Below are 17,960 nucleotides of genomic sequence, written 5' to 3' on the forward strand. Positions count from 1 at the left end.
AATGATCTGTTGTCCATGGGGCGCTGCGGTTTACAGGTAAATCGTGCCTTGCATGTACAACACTGCCTTGCCGGAAATAATCACGCGGTCGCCCTGCAGCTCGCAGTGCAATTGGCCCTTGCGCTGGCCCCCTTGCTCGGCCGTCAAGTGCGATTTGCCCAGGCGCTCGGCCCAGAACGGTGCCAGCGAGGTGTGTGCCGAGCCGGTGACCGGGTCTTCATCGATCCCCACATTCGGCCCGAACCAGCGCGAAATGAAATCAAACCGGGTGCTCTTGGCGGTGACTGCAATCCCGCGCTTGGGCAGGCCCTTGAGCCGCGCAAAGTCAGGCGTCAGCGCGGCGACCTGGGCTTCGTCGTCCACCAGCACGATGTAGTCATCGGTGCCGAACACGTCGGCGCTCTCGATCCCCAGGGCACTCAACATTCCAGCGGGCGGTTCGCAACGCTGTGGTTGCCGGGCGGGGAAATCCATCGCCAGTTCATCGCCGTTGCGCGTCACCCGTAGCTCGCCGCTGCGGGTGGCAAAGCGCAGCACCTGGGGTGCATCCGCCAGCGCGTGAATCAACACCCACGCCGTCGCCAGCGTGGCATGGCCGCACAGGTCGACTTCGACTTGCGGGGTAAACCAGCGCAACTCGTAGAACCCATCGCGGGGCACGAAGTAGGCGGTTTCGGAGAGGTTGTTTTCGGCGGCGATATGCTGCAGTTGCTCATCGGGCAGCCACTCGGTGAGCGGGCACACCGCGGCAGGGTTGCCGCCGAAGGCATGTTGGCTGAAGGCGTCGACTTGGTAGATGTCCAGTTTCACCGTGAAGCACTCCGTGCGTGGGGGGAGGCTGGACACTAACAGTGGTAAGGGAGGGCGTCAAAAGCGGCCTACCCCGGGATAGGCCGTGTGGCTCAGGCAATCAGAAGTCCCAGCGCGTGGTCAGCATGAAGTGACGCGGTGCGCCGTAGATGGCGGAGTTGTAGAAGCCTACGTTGGTGTAATACGGCTTATCGAACACGTTATTGAGGTTCAGCGTGGTCGACAGGTTTTTCGTGAATTGGTAGCGCGTCATCAGGTCCACCACCCAGTAGGACTCCTGGGAAAATTTCTCGGTGGTGTTTTTGGGGCTGTTGTAGATGTCCTGCCACACCGTATTCTGCCAGCGCAGGCCACCGCCGACGCTGACTTTGTCCAGCTCGCCCTTGAGCTTGTAGATCGTGAACATGCTCACTTGATCCTCGGGCTCGAAGGTCGAGATTTTTTTGCCGGCGTCGTCGCGTACCACCTTGTGGGTGTAGCCACCCTGCAACTGCCAGCCTGGAGCGATTTCGCCGGACAGTTCCAGTTCGTAGCCCTTGGTCGTCGCGTCGGTGCCCTTGAAGGCAAAGTTGGGTGGTGTCGGGGTTTGGTTGTTGTACGCATCGTCGGGCAGGGAGCGGTTGCTTTCCTTCACCTCGAAGTACGCCAAGCTGGCGTTCAGGCGACCGTCGAGGAACTCACCCTTGAGGCCCACTTCATAGTTCTCGCCTTCGTCCGGGTCAATCAACTTGCGGTTACGGTCGAGGTTGTAGCTTTCCTGGGGCATGAAGACATCGGTGTAGCTGACATAGGCCGACAGGTTGTCCGTGAGGTCATAGATGGCCCCGGCATAGGGAATGAAGCGTCCGGTTTCACGGTAGGTATCGGTGCTGCCGGTCAGGGTGTAGTCGACCACGCGCCCGCCGAGCAACAGTTTCAGGTCGTTGCTGAGGTTCCAGCGGGTGGTGAGGTACATGCCGGTCTGGCGAATGGTGTCGTCGGTGACTTGGGAGGCCACGCCCCAGTCGGGCTTGGCCAGGTTGCCATGCCAGTTGACGTAGTCGACCAGGTTGGCGGTGGGGAAGGTTTCGTCCCAATAGCCCTTGCCCTTCCAGTGGGCGGTGCTGATGGATCCACCGACCACCAGGTCATGTTCACGCCCGAGGAAATTGAACGGACCGCTGATATACAGGTCGGCCGAGTCGCTGGTGGTTTCGCCCTTGTAGCGCTGGGCGTTGATATTGGCAGTGCCGTCCGCCGCCGGCTGGTAGAACTGGATCGCACCCATCTGGGCGTCGTAGCCGTTGAGCTTGTGGTCCAGTTGCAGTTTGGTCACCCAGCCGTCGCCGAGGTCGTGCTCCAGGTTCGCGAACACCGTGCGGGTGTATTGCTGCCAACTGCTCCAATCAGTGGCATTGCTGAAGGAGCGCTTGGCATTGTTCAACTCGCCGGCATAGTTGAACAGCGGGAAGCTGCCGGACCAAGTGGAGCCTTTGGGTTTGCTGTCCTGATAATCGGCGCCCACGGTGAGCAAGGTGTCGGGTGACAGGTCGAATTCGAGAATGCCGTAGAACACCGAGCTTTTGTTCGAGTAGCGGTCGATCCACGACTTGTTGTCCTGATAGGCCGCCACCGCACGCCCACGCACATTGCCGGTTTCGGTCAGCGGGCCGCTGACGTCCACTTCCGTGCGGTAGTGATCCCAGGTGCCCGCCGCCGTGGTGATGTGGCCGAGAAATTCCGCCGTAGGCTTCTTGCGCACCAGGTTGATGGTGCCGCCCAGGGAACCGGCGCCGCTGAGCAGGCCGGAGGCACCCTTGAGCACTTCGACCCGGTCATAGATCGCCATGTCGCTCAGGGTGTTGCCCGCCGAATAGGCCACGTTGCGTACGGCTGAGGGAATACCGTCGTACTGGAAATTGTTGATCGAAAAACCGCGCGAGTAGTAATTGCTGCGGTCGGTGTCGTAGGCCGACACGGTAATGCCAGGGGTATGGCGCATCACGTCGTCGACACTGTCAAGGGCGAAGTCATCCATGTGCTGGCGGGTAACGACACTGATGGACTGCGGCGTTTCACGCGGGGTCAGCACCAGGCGCGTGGCCGTGGCGATGGTGCCCGGGGTGTAGGAGCCGGTGCCTTCGGTGACGGTGCCCAGTTGGTTGCTGATCACGGTGGTGGTGCCCAGTTGCAGGGCCGCGCCGGGTTGTGCGGTGCGGGTCAGTATGACCGCGTTGGGACCATTGAGCTCGAAGCTCAGGGGCGTGCCTTTGAGTAACTGGGCCAGCGCCTCCAGGGCGGTCATGCGGCCGCTGACGCCAGGCGACTCGACGCCTTGGGCCAAGTCCGCCGCATAGGCAATTTGCAGCCCGCTCTGCACACTCAATTGATCCAGGGCATTGACCAGCGACTGACGCGCTATGGCAAAGCTGCGGGTATCTGCTGCTTCACGAATGGCCGGCTTGCCCGCCGGTTCCACGGCAACCGCAGTGTTGCACGCCAGGCAGACGGCAAGCGCAAGGATGCTACGGGCGTGGGTCGGATTGAGTGCTGGAAAGTACATGTGAGCCCCGTTAGAAATAGGAATGATTTGCAAAGGCAAAGTTCTTGACGGGTTGAAGCTTCGAAAGCCGTAAAACTTTTTGCGACGGTGTCAGGGGCTCTGTATCAGCGAATAATCAGGATGCCACCCGGCAGGCGCTGGATGTGGGTGGAAGTGACTCTACTCAACGCCTGCACGATCGCCTGGGGGTCATCCAATTGGTAATTGCCGCTGACCCGCTCACCGGCAGCGGTATCGTTCAATAGCAGGATCGGTGAGGGGTAATAGCGACGGATCTCTGACAACACCTGTGCCAGCGGCGCGTTCTGGAACGACAGCCGTCCGTTGATCCAGGCCATCTGCTGTTCGCCACCTTCCAGGGACAGCGGTTGCAGATGCCCACCCAGCAACTGTTGCCAGTTGCCCGCCTGCAACAGGCTCTGTTCGCCCTTGCGGTTGGCGAAGCGCACCTGGCCTTGTCGCACGGCGACGGTGACGCCCGCGTCGCGCTGGCTGACGCTGAATTGCGTGCCGACTACGGTCACGCTGGCCTCGGCGGTTTCGATGCTAAGAGGGCGCTCTGAGTCGTGTGCGGCTTCGACGTAGAGCTCGCCACGCAGCAGCTTGATGCGGCGATGAGCGCCGTCGAAAGCGATGCTGATTGCGCTGCGGCTGCCCAGCACGATGTGCGAGCCGTCCTCCAGGTCAAAGCGTTCCAACTGCGCAACGTCGGTCATGTGGTCAGCCTGCAGGCGCATCGGCACATCGGTCATCCAGCCGATGCCCAGCGTGATCAACACGGCAGCGGCGGCAGCCATGAAGCGTGTCTTGCGGTGCGTGGCGGCTTGCGGGGCAGGGGGCAATTCCAGGTCGCTGGCGAGGTTTTTCAAGGCTTGCTCGAAGGCGCGGCTTTCCCACATCGCGGCCAGTTCCGCATACGCCGTGGCGTGCCGGGGATCCGCATCACGCCACTGCTCAAAGCGCTGGCGGGTTATGGGGTTGCGCACCGTCTCATCGCGCAGGGCGAACCAGTCGGTCGCCTGCTTACGTATGGCATCGGGGGTGTCGGCGCGATCAATCATGGTCGGTCGTTTGCTTGACGCAGGCAGTGAGGGCTTGGCGCAGATCTCTTTCCACCGTGCTCAACGACACCTGCAGGCGTTGGGCGATTTCGCTTTGGGACAGGTCATGCAATCGATGCAATACCAGGATTTGTTGCTGGCGTTTGGGCAAGGTAGCGAGCACCTGTTGAAACTGCAGCAGTTGTTGTTGGCCCTGGGCCTGGCTCTCCGGACCGGGTGCCGTGGTGGGCACCTCGACAACCAGGCTTTCGGCCAGATGGCACTCATAGCGCCTTTTACTGCGCACACTGCGCAGATGATCAAAAGCCAGGTACTGCGCAGTTTGATAAAGAAACGGCTTCAAGTGTTCGATAGGGCGAGCGTACAGCGCTTTCGCCACCTTCAGGTAGGTTTCCTGGGCCAGGTCCTCCGCCTGGCTCGAACAGCCGACGACGCGCGACAGCATACGGATTAACGCACTGCGCTGCCCGATAAAAACGGCGCTGAGTTTTTCCTGATCCCCTGGCGTCCCTGTCTCCATGGCCCCGATACCCTGATGCGGCGTTGCGCGAATAGCAGGCATATTAATGAGAAGCGGTCTCATTTGATAGGGCGGCGGGTGATTTGTTTGGAGAGCAGTCCTGCCGGGCGTGTCATGGGTTCGACCGGCGCGTCAGCCCAGCCGCAACACCATAGCTCCACTGGCAATGATGCACGCAGCCATGATGCGGCGGCGGGTCAGTTGCTCTTTGAGCACCAGTGCCGAGATCACCACGCCAAACAGGATCGACGTCTCCCTGAGCGCCGAAACCGTGGCGATCGGTGCCGCCGTCATTGCCCAAAGCGCCAGGCCGTAGGACACGACGGTGCCGAAGCCACCGATAACACCTGGGCGCCAGTGGCGCGCCAGATAGCGGCAGAATTCGCGCCGCCTGACGGCAAATGCCCATACGGCAAGCGCGATGCCGGTGAGCAGGAATATCCACAGCGTATAGGCCGCCGGGGCGCCGGATTTGCGCACACCCACACCGTCGATAAGGGTGTAGCCGGCGATGACCGCCGCGTTGACCAGCGCCAGGAGCATCCCTTTTCGCTGACCGATGCTGGGGGCGGCAGCCATGCTCAAAATGCCGATGCAGATGATGGCAATGCCGAGCCAGGCAAATGAGGACAAGGATTCGGACAACAGTCCCACGCTCGCTGTCGCCACCAGCAACGGCGCGGTACCGCGCATGATCGGGTAGGTCTGGCTCATGTCGGCAATGCGGTAAGTCGAGGCGACCAGCACGAAATACACCACCTGCAAAATCACCGACGCGCCGATGAAGGGCCAACTTTCCTTGGCCGGCAGCTCCAGAAACGGAATGACCGTCGATGCGATCAGCGATGCAATGGACGCGATCATGCAGGTGGTCAGCAGCTTGTTGTCACCGCCCTTGACCACGGCATTCCAAGTCGCGTGCAACGCCGCGCCCAGCATGATGATTGCGAACACATCAAGGCTCATGAAGGGACATCCTATTGGCTCAGTTCTGTATCCAGGAGGGGGCTGCGAGTATGCCCCAGGCACTTTTTTCAAGGCATAAAAAACGCTCTACCTTTCGGTAAGCCGTTATCAGTAGCGGGTTACGCGTCAATTGAGGGCAAATGCTGTTCGATTACGCCTGGTCGCCCCATGCCCGGATATGTTTCAACGCCAGGCGTTATCGAGTAGCCCTGAATGAGATTTTTGCTCAGAACACCTGCAACAGTCGAACGTTTATGCGGGCGCTTTCCTTGAAGCCATTTTCCACCTCAAGATCGCGCCCGAGCGCCACCAGCACCTGCGTCTTCGGGCGGATGAAGTAACTGCCACCCACGCTGATTTTTCGTTGCCGAGCCTCGTCGTCGCTGTCAACGCCATTGACTCGGGTCTCACCGCCCCAGGTCTGCGACAGGCCGACGAAAGCGTTGGCTCCGGGCGTGAACTGGTAACGCAAATATCCCTGCCCCTGGTAGAGCTGTTTCTGTTTGAGCGTGTCGCCGGCAGCGCCGTAGTTGTCGTTCTTGCCGTGGAACATGACGTCGCCGGTCAAATCGACATACCAATTGTCGGTCAGCCCTTTGACGAAACCTACCTGTAAATCAAATTTCCAGCGGTTCTCACCCAGATTGAGCGGGCGGTCGTGGCTATAGCTACCCGTTGGAAGGTACAGATAGGGCGCTATGGCTAGATAGGTGCGAGACGCTGAGTCGTTGATCAACCAGACTGGTGCGGCCAGGATAATGTCACCTACCCCGCTGGTCTTGCCCAGTGCACTCGTGTCGCGCCCGGCATCCAGCCGGCCAAACGGTACCAGGATCTGGGGGCCTACCGTCAGCCCGCCAATCGTGGTGTAGTGCACCAGCCTCCCGATACCGACATCCGAGACCAGCCGAGGATCCCGCGCCGTCTGCCGTCCCTGGGCATAGAGTTTGTTGCGCTCGGCATGCTGCAGGTACAGCAACCCCGCCGTCGTACCCTCCGGCGCCGGGACGAAATCACCGATGTCCACATCGATGGCGCGCGCGGTCATCGGCACCATCGTGACCATCGGTAGACAGGCCAAGGCCAATACCTTGTTCATGCAGCTCAGGGGCGAGTGGATACCGGCCTTTGACACGTGGCCGGTCCTGCGGGCGACGCTGGAGAATGCTTGGGTCATTACGGAAGTCCTCTCTCGAGTAGTCATCTGTCATTGATCGGTCGGCGAAGTGCGGCGACACAGGACAACGCGGCAGTGCGCATGGCAAAGATAGGGGGGACGTGCCCCAAGTCGCTTTGTTGGGGCGGTCATTCGTTGTGCTGGGAAGGACAGTTGCTCGGCGCTTACGCCTCGTGGCCTGGGGGCCGTTTCAATTGCGTGCCTCTGCGCCGGCCATGGCGTCGTAGGCCGGCGAGCGCAGCAGCGCATGGAGTTGCCGGCGGCGGACCCCCACGTTGCCGCCGTCGTACAGGGGAAAACACAGCGCGTCCTGCATCAGGCCGGCCAACGGGTAGAGGTCGGTATAGGCATCGACACCGACAACGCGCATGGCATCGTAGACAGCCTGAACGCACAGTTCCGAACAGTGAACCTTGGTGATGATGGCCAGTTCGCGGCTGCGTCCCTGGGTGATATCGAGCTGGTGACAGGCTTTCCAGGTCAGGTAGCGCGCGGCCTCGATGCGCATCTTGATATCGGCCAGCATGAAGCCAACGTTCTGGTGCTCAATCACAGGCACCGTGCCGGAGCGCTTGTCGGTGCGGGCAAACTTCAAGGCGACGTCGAAGGCCGCGCGCATCACACCTACGCAGGCCGCGCCGATGAGCGGCGCAGTCCAGGAGAAGGCATCTTCCACCATGGCAATGCCATCGCCCGGCTTGCCCACAATATTGGCCGCCGGCACGCGCACATTGTTGAAATGGATGCGCGGCGAGATCGTCGCGCGATGGCCGACGGTATCGAGAAAGCCCGCGATCTCGATGCCCTGGGCGCTGCCGGGCACCATGATGACCGCCAGCGATTGCTGCGGCGGCAGGGCCGCATCGGTGCGGCATATGACGCTGTACAGGTGCGCGCCCTTGCCGTCCCAACCGGTGCCGTTGGTGGTGTAGTGCTTTGCGCCGTTGATGACCCATTCGTCGCCTTCGAGGCGGGCGAATGTCTGCACGCCGGCGGAGGGGGCGGAGCTGTCGTAGTTAGCGCCGCCGGTGACCTCAGTGAAGGCCAGGGCGGCCAGGCGCGAGCCATCTTCGACGAAGTCCGGCAGGAAGCGGCGCTTCTGCTCCTCGGTGCCGTGGTGCAGCACCGCGTGCAAACCCAGGCCGGTGCCCAGCAAGGCCGAAGGCAAGTTGACGTCGGCGGCGGCGAGTTCTTCGGCAGCCAAGGCAAAATCCAGCGTGGTCAGGGCGCTGCCGCCGAACGAGGCGGGCAGCAACGCCTTGATGAAGCCGGCGTCGACCATGGCATCGTAGAACGGCCGCGTGGCGTAGAACCGGTCTTCCGGTCGCGCGATTGGGGCGATGGTGGGGGCGACCTTGCTGAGGACTTCGGCGGCGAAGGTTCGCGCGCTTGCCTGTAAAGCTTTCTGTGATTCGGTGAGCTGGAAATCGATAGCCATGGGAAGCGACCTTTCTTGCGGTGGGTTAGGTAACGGACAACCCATCGTAGGCAGCCGGACTGCCTCGGTCTCGCTGGAGCGTGCAAGCCCAATTGACGATCTGTGCAACAGGAGGCACACATGACACGTCTGAGCGGCCCGCCCTACCGTGACATTGGCTCAGAAATCAGTCGCTGGCTTGCGCTCGCGATGATTGTCTTTTGCGCCACTGAGGGGTGACCGCAGGATGCAAATCTGGACTACCGAAGCGTGCGTGCAGCGCGAAAGATTCAGCTACTGGCGTGAGGTCCTCTGCGAAGCCTTCGTCTCGCTCAATCCCATCCTCAAGCAAGAGCCTGCAGGATCGGACTTCACGGGCGAGGTGAGCTCCCGGCCCCTTTCCATGAGCGCGCAGACCCGCGTGTTTTCCCGTGCGCAGTTCGTCCAACGACGTTGGGATGAAATCCGCCGCAACCCGGTCGAGTTCTGCTTCGCGAACTTCCAGTTGGAAGGGGCATGCGTGGTCCGTCAGGATGGGCAGGAGACACTGGTGATGCCCGGTGACTTCTCCGTCGTGGACTCCACGCGTCCCTACTTTCTCGATTTCAGGGAAGATTGGCGCGTGCTGTCATTCCGTATACCCAGGGAGCAACTGGTGTCCAGGCTCGCGGCACCGCGCCAGGCGACAGCACGCTGCGTCAGTGGCCTGATCCGGGAGCTGCGCTTGCGGCACAGCGCGCGCGATCTCTGCAGTTCCGGCCATCCTGGCGTGCTCGCCGTAGCGCTGCGCTGGGGATTTAACGATGCCTCGCATTTCTCCCGGTTGTTCAAGCAACGGTTCGGGATCTCCCCACGCGGACTCGCAGCCAGCGTCGAAGGTGAAGCCAAACCAGGAACGAACAGTTGTGGATCGGTCCAGGATCTTCTGATCAGGTGAAGACAAGGTTCAGGAACTACAAAGGCGATCAAGGTGCGAGGTGCGGGGATGCGACGCGGCGCAGGGTGACCTGCGGTCATCTGTTGGTAGTCCCCGTTCATCACGGCGCGTTTCGCCATGAATATGGAGCCAGCGGTACTCCCCCGGACTGACTTGCGGGGGCTATTTCTGAAACGCATCAACTACCTCCAGTTTTGCTCACGAGGTGTTGAGGTCGTTCTCGCTCTTGATGCCCCGAGCATTGCGGTCTTCGAATGCCCGGGGACAGTCTGGATTGGACTGGCGTCTGTCGACTCAGGCGGTCTGGTACAGACGGCGCTCGACCAGCCTGCTGTTACGCAGGCGATGCGTTGCCTTGGCACCGGCCAGCACGGCCAGGTCCAACAGCGGTTCGAGGATGACGACGGTCATGTAGGCACTGCCGAAGGTCAGGACTGACAGTGCGTTCTCTGCCGTGAAGCCCTTCCCGTAGAAGGCCCAGAAGGCAACCCAGGCGACGATGCCTGACTGAAAGGCCGTCGACAGGCCCAGTGCCTGGCGATAGCCCAGATCAACATAGGGCGTGTTTGGCGCGATGATACGCCGCGCCAGGGCAGCAACTGCCAACAGCGGTACCAAAAGGGTGGTGACGTTCATGCCGTACTGCGGCAGGTCGAATGGGGCGAAGAACAGACCCTGGATTAACAGCCCCAAAGCGAGACCTACTGCTGCAGGTGCTGCACCGAACAACAGGAACAGCGTCGAGCCGAGTATGAGATGCACCTCCGAGACGCCAACCGGATGATGCGGTAGCAGTTCAAAGAAGCCAAACACCAGCGCCGTGGCGGCGGCGGCGCGAACTACCAGCGAGACGGCACCTCGTTCGCCAATGGCGTCCGCAACGAGTTTGACGGTGTAGGTGCCGACGCTTGCGGCGGTAACATAGCTCAGCCAGAGTTTTCCGGCTTCCACGAGGCCAGGTTCGATATGCATGACGATGACTCCTTGGCCGCCTCTGCGGCTTGCTAGGTAAAAAAGGACAACAAAAAACTGCTCCGCCCTCAGTTAGAGGCTCGGCTGATCGCCACGGGCTCGCGATGCGGCAGATGCTCACCGGTGTGCCCGTGGGCCGGTGGACAACTTGCATTGAGCAAAACCACCGGTTGTCCATGGGGAGTATTCAGGTAGGCCTGCCTCCATTCCTCGCCCCGCTGGACGATGTCCTCCATCCCGGTCAGGCCAAGGGTGGTGACCATTCTTTCCATGGCCGTGATCCATTGCCGGTAATAGGCGTCATTGACGCCTTCTCCGGGTTGCGCCGGGGCGGCCTTGATCTCTTCGCTGAATACCTGCACCCAGTCCTTCCAGGGGAACACGCCGGCTTGGTGCAAGTGCACCAGCAGGGAAAAAGCCTGAGCCTGCCAAGGCTTGTCGAACACCGGGCCTTCATCGTCGAGAGGGAGGCCGACGGCCTTGTAGTCGTGGCGCATGCTCGTGTTCATACGGCCTCCAGGTAGTTGTCCCATAGGTCGATGCACACACTGTCCGGTCGCCGTACTCCCCACAATTCTTCGGCACTGAAGCGTACGGCATAGACCTGCTGCGGCTGTTCGCCCAAACCATGGGCCATCGTGTCCGGGGTAGCGAACGCGCCATGTGCAATCACGATTGTGCCGACCTTACCGCGCGCGTAGCGTGGCAGCCGGGTGTGATTGGTTGGGTTGAGGCACTTCGTTCGCACCCGGTCACCGACTCGGAATTGGCCGGGGACATCTTCTTTTGCCCGCGACGAGGCGCCGCCGAGCACTACGGCGTCGACGATGTCCGGTGTTAACACCGTGACGGGCTGTGTCGGTGGGGTTGGTTTGGCCGTACCCTGCAGTTCGGCGGCGCTGATGACGCCCTTTTCTGTCAGCAGGGTCTCGAAGGCGTGCAGCCAGTGCTCGTAGTAGCTCGACTGCAGGTATTCGGCCGGCTTCATGCGTTCGATGGCGTGGCGGAATTCGTCCACGTTGAAGTACCCGCCGACGAAGAGCGAGGCGAAGAGCGGAAAAACCCTGCGCTCCCAATCATGATGGAAGATGGGTTCGTGCTCTTCCGTGAGCACTGGGCCGAAGCCATGCATGCCGCCCAGGTCGTGTATACCATTCATGGGTTTTCTCCTTCTCAGGTTCAGGCTACTTGATCCGGATTCTTAGGCAGTCCGGTGCCGATCATGGCGTCGCGAGTCACGAGTTCGACCAGTTGTTCCTCGTTCCAGCCATCAGTACCCGCCGGACGTTCCGGCAATACCAGATAGCGCAGCTCAGCGCTGCTGTCCCAGACGCGAACTTCCTTGTCATCAGGAATCGTCAGACCGAACTCCGCCAGCACGCCGCGCGGGTCAATGACTATCCTCGAGCGATAAGGTGCGGACTTGTACCAGACCGGTGGCAGGCCCAGGGTCGGCCATGGGTAGCAGGAGCACAGTGTGCATACCGTCACGTTGTGCACGGTCTGGCTGTTCTCCACGACCACCATGTCTTCACCCTGAACACCAGAAAAGCCCAACTCGGCGATGGCTGCGGTGCCATCTTCCAGCAGCCTGTGTTTGTACAGAGGGTCGAACCAGGCTTTCGCTATGACCTGGGCGCCGTTTCTCGGGCCGACCTTGTGTTGGTAGGTGTCCACCAAAGCATCCATGGCTACGGGATCGACCAGGCCCTTTTCCGTCAGCAGGGACTCGAGCGCTTTGACGCGTAGCGCTATGGCCTCCGGTGGCTCAGTGTGGTCGTGATCGTGATGATGTTCGTGCGTATGACTCATGTCTTTGCCCCCTCTGAAGTTGGTGAAATCGCTCCCTGCATTACTCGACGAATGCAGCAATACCAATATCCGGCGCCAGCTTTTTCACAGGTTACTTCCCTCGTTTCGGCCAAATTACCCCAACGCTTTTCATTCCTTTGGCGGGGTCCATTTCGGGGTGTGCGAGTACTACGTCGCGGTAGGAGGGGCTACCAATCACGGCGGGTTTAAACTTGATCAGAAAGTCATTGACCTCTTTGCGCAGATCCGGTGCCAGATCGTAGTCGTTTTAGCATTCCTCAAGACAATCGAGCACGGCTTGCCAGTGCACCTCGGTAAGACCCATTCCGCGATGCGCGGTGACCATGTCCCTACCTCGGTATTTGGCGCTGCCACCCCAATGTTCAGAAAGGAAATCGACAAAGTTGATGTGTTCCTTCTGGAATGTTGATTCGGACATGTGGGCCCAGATATGGCCGATAGCGGGATGTCCCATGGTCTTCCTCAAAACTGCACCTGCGAACTGATAAATGACGTCGTAGCCCCCAAGACGCGCATAGAGGGAGGGCTGTTGTTCCACGGATGGTTGCTGGTCGGTCATGATGCGGTTTCTCCGTTTCGGCTGGGGACGATCTCATTCGCTCAATGTCGCGTTCCGCACGGTTGATAAAGGGTGCGAGAACTTGCGACGAATCCAAATTAGAGCTGCTGTCGAGCGCACGCTTTGCTGGCAAGGACAATCGTTTGGTCTAGACGGACAACGGCTTAGGAAAACCGTGCTTGCAGCAGACGCAAAATGCTGACATCGGAACTGGTCCTGCGGCCATGGGGGTAGATATGGTCCGTGACTGGGGTTCCTCTATTTCTGCCTTGACCGGACGGTTCGCTGTTCTAGATCGCCGTGGACGTTGGTGTTTTACGATTGGTCCCATTCCATCGGCGTTGCAGCACCAAGGTCCCGAGTTGCAGCAGGTAAGTGGCAAACTCTTCGGGTGCCATGTCCCATCTCTGTAAAAACCAGGATGAATCGGATAGTCGCTGCTGTTCTCGTAGATGCATGAGACACCTCGTCATTTGTGTTTTTAGGGACACGGCGTGGAGTGAACATTATCTAGGGGAGATGAAGTGTGCTTGGCTCGAATGGACAACCGTTTGGTTAAAAAGGACAGGTATAGATGTCCGGCATGCCAGTGGGCAGCGATGGTGCGGGGTGGGGAGGGATAGACAGGGATAAACGGCCACATACAAGAAAGCCCGCACGAGGCGGGCTTCTTGAGGTGATTCATAGACTGCTGTAGACATCTATGGATCGGTACTTGGTGGCTACACAGGGACTTGAACCCCGGACCCCAGCATTATGAATGCTATGCTCTAACCAACTGAGCTATGTAGCCAAGTGGCGCGCATTATTCGCGTAGAACGGGAATGCGTCAAGCATTTATTTTGAATTTTTATCTACGCTTTCAATTGTTTATCGGAAATGAGCGAGTTGGGCGACGAGTGGTTGCTGATTCGCTTCTCCCGTGAAGAGACACCCATGGTGCCGAGCAATCCTCGACCGCCGCGCAAACCTGCCCGCCGCTCCTGCTGGCAGCTGGACTGATCGCCCGAGAGCCGTGGGGGTGATGTTCGGTGTTGGTGGGATCGGTGCGGTACTGTCAGGAGGCTGAGCGATCTGCCTGGCACGTATGAAAGAGGTCTGGTTCGGTTGGGCAGATATCCTTGTCGCCCAACGCTTTGCCAGTCAGCCGGATTTACGATTGAAACGGATTCTGGGTGGCGCGCTTGAGTTGTTCGCGTGCGCGCGACAGTCGCGAGCGAACGGTGCCGATGGGGATGTCCAATACGTCGGCTGTGTCCTGATAGCTGCCGTCGGTTTCCAGGGAGGCGTACATCGTCTTGCGCATTTCCGCCGGCAGGTGGTCAATGGCGCTCAGGGTATTCTCCAGGCGGCGGTTGATCTCAAACTCCCAATCCAGGTTGTTGTTTTCTTCCTGTCCATGCCACAACGATTCATCAAATTCGCAATGCACGGGTTTGGCATACATGCGCCTGAAGTGGTTGCGAATCAGGTTTTGCGCGATGCCGCACATCCAGGTGCTGAGCGAGGCGTTACCGCAGAAGCGCTCGCGGTTGCGCCAGGCCTCCAAGTACGTCAGTTGCAGAAGATCATCCGCATCTTCGGGGTTGAGTACGCGCTTGTGAATGAAGCGCCTGAGTTTTTTCTGCTGGTCGTCTGTCAGGTGATGCATGAATTGAGGCGAGCTGCCAACGAGGTGAGCTAAAGCTTCAATGGGGAGATTCATGTTTTTTTTCCTTAGGGTAGACGCAGTCGAGCGGGTGTCGACAGGTCCCCTTAGCACTCCCTGTGCCAATCGAAAAAAATACATAACTGTATGATTTACATATATAAATATTTTTGGCTGGTGGGTTTTTATGCAGTGATTTGCATGCGGCGCCGAAGGCTTTTGCAAGTTTTTTCAAATTCCCAGTGAGCACGGATTTTGATGGAACTGCATGGGGAGACGTTGCCACACAGGGAAACACTCTTCCTGTACTGGCGTGTCCATGGAACAAGTATCCCGTAAAACAACTGACCCTCGTAACGATGTGCGCACCCACCCCTCTGAGGGTGAAGCGGTTGTCAGCCATGCCTCAGCGCAAGTGCACACATCCGCGAAGGGCATCGATGAGCTTGCACATCTGTTTGGTCAGGAGGTGGAGCTCAACAGCCGGGCGCTGAGCGAACGGAAGATGGCGGTACGCGTGCTTCCGGCCGAGCAGCTTGCGCAACTTTATGATCAGTTGGGCCATCCGGCCAAGAAAACGCTGGCTTTCCTTTCACTGCTCTTCAGGCAGCAATTGCAGGACAGACCTACTGTCGAAAAATTGCTGAAGCTTGCGGACGGGGACCCGGCGCGCGCGTTCGTGGTGCTCAAGCATGTGGTGGCCAAGGCAGACAGCGAGGGCCGCCCGTCCGACACTACGTTGTTGGCGCGCGATGCAATTGCCAATCTTGAAGCTCGTTTCAAAGGGGAGATCCAGGCCGGCCTGAACATTGCCTTGGCATTGCAGTCAGCCGGGGTCGACCCGCAGGAGCGCCAGGCACTGCGTGTGCTCTACTATGCCAGTGTGGTCACGCGCCAGTCCCTGCCGACGATGATGCAGGCTTTGCTGGGTGTATACGGTGGTGAGCAGTTCCACGTCGGGCTCAAGGTGATGCGTAAGGCTTTGGCGGATGACATTGCGGCCGCGGTGTCGTCAATGCCCACACCCCTGTTGCGCACTTTGCTGATGGGCCTGCGGGACTGCGGGCAACTGAGCAGCGTATTGGGCGGTTGTCACACGCTGATCCAGCGCTTGAGTATTGAGCATAACGCCGTGAGCTTGTTGCAACGCCTGCTGGGGTATGCCGGTACCGGTATCGCGGTCGATGAATTGCTGCGCTTGGGGGACGAACTGGGAGGCGGTCCGCTTGACCGTCAACTGATGTCCCTCAATGCCCTTTACCCTCTGTTTCAGCAATTTCCCCTGGCATTGTGGTCCGAAAAGCGAATACGTCTGGAAACCCTGCAGATCCTGCTGACGGTGATCGATGAACTGGACCGCGCCTTGCGTGGACCCACACGGTATGCCGGTGAACCGAGGCTGATGACGTGACCGCACTGTCGGCCATCAACCGTGGGTTGCTCAAAGTGGCACAACGCGCCGAGGTGCTGGGCGCTGTGGTGGTCATGGCCATCGTATTCATCTTTATCGTGCCGTTGCCCACCTGGCTGGTGGATATTCTGATCGCCCTCAATATCTGCATTTCGTGCCTGTTGATCGTGCTTGCGCTTTACCTGCCGGGCCCCCTGGCGTTTTCTTCGTTCCCCTCGATCCTGCTGTTGACCACCATGTTTCGACTGGCCCTGTCGATTGCAACCACGCGTCTGATCCTGCTGGAGCAAGACGCCGGCGATATCGTCGAGGCCTTCGGTAATTTCGTGGTGGGGGGCAACCTGGCGGTGGGGATGGTGATTTTCCTGATCCTGACCCTGGTTAACTTCCTGGTGATCACCAAGGGCTCCGAACGGGTTGCCGAGGTCGCGGCGCGGTTCAGCCTGGACGCCATGCCGGGCAAGCAGATGTCCATCGACAGCGACTTGCGTGCCGGCCTGATCGACGGCACGCAAGCGCGGGACAAGCGCGAGCAGTTGTCCCGTGAGAGCCAATTGTTCGGCGCGATGGATGGGGCGATGAAGTTCGTCAAGGGCGACGCTATCGCGGGGTTGATCATCGTCGTGGTCAACCTGTTGGGCGGCTTCTCTACGGGCATGTTCCAGCACGGCTTGAGCGCCGCTGATTCAATGGCGTTGTATTCGGTGCTGACTATCGGTGATGGCCTGATTGCACAGATTCCGGCGCTGCTGATCTCCCTGACCGCCGGCATGATCATCACCCGGGTGGCGCCGGAGGGGCGCAAGGGCATCAGTAACATGGGGGCCGAAATTGCCCGGCAAATGACCAGCGAGCCCAAGAGCTGGATAATCGCTTCGGTGGGCATGCTCGCCTTTGCGATAGTGCCCGGTATGCCGACCGGGGTATTTATCCTTATTTCGCTGATAACCGGCACATTGGGGTATTACCTGATGCGCCAGCGTCAGCGAGAGGCAGCGCCCGCGGCCGAAGCCTCCGAAGCCGTGCGTCCCGAAGAGAACGGAAAAGAGGACTTGCGCGGGTTCGATCCGTCGCGCCCCTACCTGTTGCAGTTTCCCCCGGTTTTGCGTGGGACGCCTGAGGTGACGGAGCTTATTCATGGGATTCGCCAGTCCCGAAATGCACTGGTTGCCAATATTGGCCTGACCCTGCCGCCCTTCGAAGTCGAACTCGATGACTCGCTGGCCGCCGACGAAATGCGTTTCTGTGTGCATGAAGTGCCGATGGTCAAGGCCTCGGTTGTCAACTATCTGGCCGTTGAGCGTAACGCCTTGACGGTCGAGCCCGAGCATGGAATACCCGGCCTGGCTGAGCGTGATGAACAGGACTGGGTCTGGCTGGCACCGGATGATCCACTGCTCGACGATCCGCAACTGGAGCGCTTCACCGCGACCAGTCTGATCATCGAACGCATGAAGCAGGCCATGATGCTCAGCGGCCCGCAGTTCCTGGGGATCCAGGAGAGCAAGTCGATCCTCAGCTGGCTGGAGCACAACCAGCCGGAACTGGTGCAGGAACTGCAGCGAATCATGCCGCTGTCGCGCTTTTCGTCGGTGTTGCAACGCCTGGCCAGCGAAGGGGTGCCGCTGCGGGCCGTACGGCTGATTGTCGAATCGCTGATCGAGTATGGCCAGCATGAGCGTGAACCGGAAGCATTGGCCGACTACGCGCGTATTGCGCTCAAGGCGCAGATTTTCCACCAGTACAGCGAGGCCGACGGCCTGCATGCCTGGCTGCTTTCACCGCATACGGAAAACATCCTGCGCGAGGCATTGCGACAGACCCAGACCGGGGTGTTTTTCGCGCTTGACGATGAGCACAGCGCTGCGTTGATCAGCCTGCTCAACCAGGCCTTTACCTTAAGGGCCAAGAGTAAAAGTGTGCTGTTGGTGGCGCAGGACCTGCGAAGTCCCTTGCGTACCTTGCTGCTGGAAGAGTTCAACCATGTCCCGGTGCTGTCGTTTGCCGAGTTGGGGAGCTCCTCCAAGGTCAAGGTGCTGGGGCGCATTGACCTGGGCCAGGACGAGCTGATGCGTGGTGCGGTGGCATGAGTATTCGGCCATGGCCA

General features: G+C 59.8%; 16 protein-coding genes, 1 tRNA gene and 1 pseudogene. 4 read left to right on the plus strand and 14 right to left on the minus strand.

Annotated features, from left to right (window positions below; all coding sequences use genetic code 11):
* Positions 1-30 precede the first annotated feature (30 nt).
* From BFQ01_RS01645 to BFQ01_RS01675, 7 genes are all read right to left on the minus strand, one after another.
* Positions 31-810: a PhzF family phenazine biosynthesis protein gene (locus BFQ01_RS01645; RefSeq protein WP_065924006.1), complete on the minus strand. Its 780-nt coding sequence runs from the start codon at positions 808-810 to the stop codon at positions 31-33.
* A gap of 100 nt (positions 811-910) precedes the next feature.
* Positions 911-3,352 carry a TonB-dependent siderophore receptor gene (locus BFQ01_RS01650; RefSeq protein ID WP_065924007.1) on the minus strand — a complete coding sequence of 814 codons (2,442 nt, stop codon included), beginning with the start codon at positions 3,350-3,352 and terminating at the stop codon, positions 911-913.
* A gap of 104 nt (positions 3,353-3,456) precedes the next feature.
* The gene (locus tag BFQ01_RS01655) at positions 3,457-4,413 is read right to left on the minus strand and encodes a FecR family protein (protein ID WP_065924008.1); all 957 of its coding nucleotides are present in this window, start codon (positions 4,411-4,413) and stop codon (positions 3,457-3,459) included.
* Entirely contained in the window at positions 4,406-4,933 is a 528-nt protein-coding gene (locus BFQ01_RS01660) for an RNA polymerase sigma factor (protein WP_065924103.1), read from the minus strand. Before BFQ01_RS01660 ends, BFQ01_RS01655 begins: the two co-directional genes overlap by 8 nt.
* 132 nt (positions 4,934-5,065) lie before the next feature.
* Complete coding sequence (locus tag BFQ01_RS01665; RefSeq protein ID WP_065924009.1) at positions 5,066-5,899, minus strand: EamA family transporter; 834 nt, start codon at positions 5,897-5,899, stop codon at positions 5,066-5,068.
* Between the two features lie 226 nt (positions 5,900-6,125).
* The gene (locus tag BFQ01_RS01670; RefSeq protein ID WP_256097654.1) at positions 6,126-7,076 is read right to left on the minus strand and encodes a transporter; all 951 of its coding nucleotides are present in this window, start codon (positions 7,074-7,076) and stop codon (positions 6,126-6,128) included.
* Positions 7,077-7,266: 190 nt separating this feature from the next.
* Positions 7,267-8,514, minus strand: a complete 1,248-nt coding sequence (locus BFQ01_RS01675) for an acyl-CoA dehydrogenase family protein (protein WP_065924010.1) — start codon at positions 8,512-8,514, stop codon at positions 7,267-7,269.
* 226 nt (positions 8,515-8,740) lie between these two features.
* On the opposite strand from BFQ01_RS01675, the gene BFQ01_RS01680 reads away from it, so the two are divergent.
* Positions 8,741-9,430 (plus strand): AraC family transcriptional regulator, encoded by a 690-nt coding sequence (locus tag BFQ01_RS01680; RefSeq protein ID WP_065924011.1) that lies wholly within the window; start codon positions 8,741-8,743, stop codon positions 9,428-9,430.
* A gap of 294 nt (positions 9,431-9,724) precedes the next feature.
* On the opposite strand, the gene BFQ01_RS01685 is transcribed toward BFQ01_RS01680, so the two are convergent.
* The 6 genes and pseudogenes from BFQ01_RS01685 to BFQ01_RS01710 all read right to left on the minus strand — a co-directional run bounded on the left by BFQ01_RS01685 (position 9,725) and on the right by BFQ01_RS01710 (position 13,587).
* Positions 9,725-10,402, minus strand: a complete 678-nt coding sequence (locus BFQ01_RS01685) for an energy-coupling factor ABC transporter permease (RefSeq protein ID WP_065924012.1) — start codon at positions 10,400-10,402, stop codon at positions 9,725-9,727.
* A 68-nt stretch (positions 10,403-10,470) separates the two neighbouring features.
* Positions 10,471-10,911: a nitrile hydratase accessory protein gene (locus BFQ01_RS01690; protein WP_065924013.1), complete on the minus strand. Its 441-nt coding sequence runs from the start codon at positions 10,909-10,911 to the stop codon at positions 10,471-10,473.
* Positions 10,908-11,561 (minus strand): nitrile hydratase subunit beta, encoded by a 654-nt coding sequence (gene nthB, locus BFQ01_RS01695; protein WP_065924014.1) that lies wholly within the window; start codon positions 11,559-11,561, stop codon positions 10,908-10,910. The genes BFQ01_RS01690 and nthB overlap by 4 nt, the downstream gene beginning before the upstream one ends.
* A 20-nt stretch (positions 11,562-11,581) precedes the next feature.
* A complete protein-coding gene (gene nthA / locus BFQ01_RS01700; RefSeq protein ID WP_027606924.1) occupies positions 11,582-12,214 on the minus strand; it encodes a nitrile hydratase subunit alpha in 633 nt (210 codons plus the stop codon).
* A gap of 91 nt (positions 12,215-12,305) precedes the next feature.
* Positions 12,306-12,794 (minus strand): annotated as a pseudogene (locus tag BFQ01_RS33250) (group 1 truncated hemoglobin).
* A 716-nt stretch (positions 12,795-13,510) separates the two neighbouring features.
* A tRNA-Met gene (locus BFQ01_RS01710) sits at positions 13,511-13,587 on the minus strand.
* A gap of 86 nt (positions 13,588-13,673) precedes the next feature.
* On the opposite strand from BFQ01_RS01710, the gene BFQ01_RS32795 reads away from it, so the two are divergent.
* Positions 13,674-13,796: a hypothetical protein gene (locus tag BFQ01_RS32795; RefSeq protein ID WP_256097656.1), complete on the plus strand. Its 123-nt coding sequence runs from the start codon at positions 13,674-13,676 to the stop codon at positions 13,794-13,796.
* Positions 13,797-13,947: 151 nt separating this feature from the next.
* Here BFQ01_RS32795 and BFQ01_RS01715 read toward each other — a convergent pair whose 3' ends face one another.
* Positions 13,948-14,499 carry an RNA polymerase sigma factor gene (locus tag BFQ01_RS01715; RefSeq protein ID WP_065924015.1) on the minus strand — a complete coding sequence of 184 codons (552 nt, stop codon included), beginning with the start codon at positions 14,497-14,499 and terminating at the stop codon, positions 13,948-13,950.
* Between the two features lie 262 nt (positions 14,500-14,761).
* On the opposite strand from BFQ01_RS01715, the gene sctW reads away from it, so the two are divergent.
* Together sctW and sctV are read left to right on the plus strand one after the other, a co-directional pair.
* Positions 14,762-15,853, plus strand: coding sequence for a type III secretion system gatekeeper subunit SctW (sctW, locus tag BFQ01_RS01720; RefSeq protein WP_162844253.1), 1,092 nt, complete (start codon positions 14,762-14,764; stop codon positions 15,851-15,853).
* Positions 15,850-17,943, plus strand: coding sequence for a type III secretion system export apparatus subunit SctV (gene sctV, locus BFQ01_RS01725; RefSeq protein ID WP_027606910.1), 2,094 nt, complete (start codon positions 15,850-15,852; stop codon positions 17,941-17,943). The genes sctW and sctV overlap by 4 nt, the downstream gene beginning before the upstream one ends.
* Positions 17,944-17,960 lie beyond the last annotated feature (17 nt).

Origin of the sequence: Pseudomonas sp. 8 R 14 (genome assembly GCF_900005955.1) — a bacterium.
In the GTDB taxonomy this organism is placed as follows: Bacteria; Pseudomonadota; Gammaproteobacteria; order Pseudomonadales; family Pseudomonadaceae; genus Aquipseudomonas; species Aquipseudomonas marginalis.

Bases quoted from the DNA above. Each gene is read 5' to 3' on its own strand.
- BFQ01_RS01715 (WP_065924015.1), bottom strand. From the start codon at position 14,499: ATGAATCTCCCCATTGAAGCTTTAGCTCACCTCGTTGGCAGCTCGCCT.
- BFQ01_RS01685 (WP_065924012.1), bottom strand. From the start codon at position 10,402: ATGCATATCGAACCTGGCCTCGTGGAAGCCGGAAAACTCTGGCTGAGC.
- BFQ01_RS01680 (WP_065924011.1), top strand. From the start codon at position 8,741: ATGCAAATCTGGACTACCGAAGCGTGCGTGCAGCGCGAAAGATTCAGC.
- BFQ01_RS01655 (WP_065924008.1), bottom strand. From the start codon at position 4,413: ATGATTGATCGCGCCGACACCCCCGATGCCATACGTAAGCAGGCGACC.
- nthB (WP_065924014.1), bottom strand. From the start codon at position 11,561: ATGAATGGTATACACGACCTGGGCGGCATGCATGGCTTCGGCCCAGTG.
- BFQ01_RS01665 (WP_065924009.1), bottom strand. From the start codon at position 5,899: ATGAGCCTTGATGTGTTCGCAATCATCATGCTGGGCGCGGCGTTGCAC.
- BFQ01_RS01675 (WP_065924010.1), bottom strand. From the start codon at position 8,514: ATGGCTATCGATTTCCAGCTCACCGAATCACAGAAAGCTTTACAGGCA.
- nthA (WP_027606924.1), bottom strand. From the start codon at position 12,214: ATGAGTCATACGCACGAACATCATCACGATCACGACCACACTGAGCCA.
- BFQ01_RS01690 (WP_065924013.1), bottom strand. From the start codon at position 10,911: ATGAACACGAGCATGCGCCACGACTACAAGGCCGTCGGCCTCCCTCTC.
- BFQ01_RS01650 (WP_065924007.1), bottom strand. From the start codon at position 3,352: ATGTACTTTCCAGCACTCAATCCGACCCACGCCCGTAGCATCCTTGCG.
- BFQ01_RS01660 (WP_065924103.1), bottom strand. From the start codon at position 4,933: ATGGAGACAGGGACGCCAGGGGATCAGGAAAAACTCAGCGCCGTTTTT.
- sctW (WP_162844253.1), top strand. From the start codon at position 14,762: ATGGAACAAGTATCCCGTAAAACAACTGACCCTCGTAACGATGTGCGC.
- BFQ01_RS01670 (WP_256097654.1), bottom strand. From the start codon at position 7,076: ATGACCCAAGCATTCTCCAGCGTCGCCCGCAGGACCGGCCACGTGTCA.
- BFQ01_RS32795 (WP_256097656.1), top strand. From the start codon at position 13,674: ATGAGCGAGTTGGGCGACGAGTGGTTGCTGATTCGCTTCTCCCGTGAA.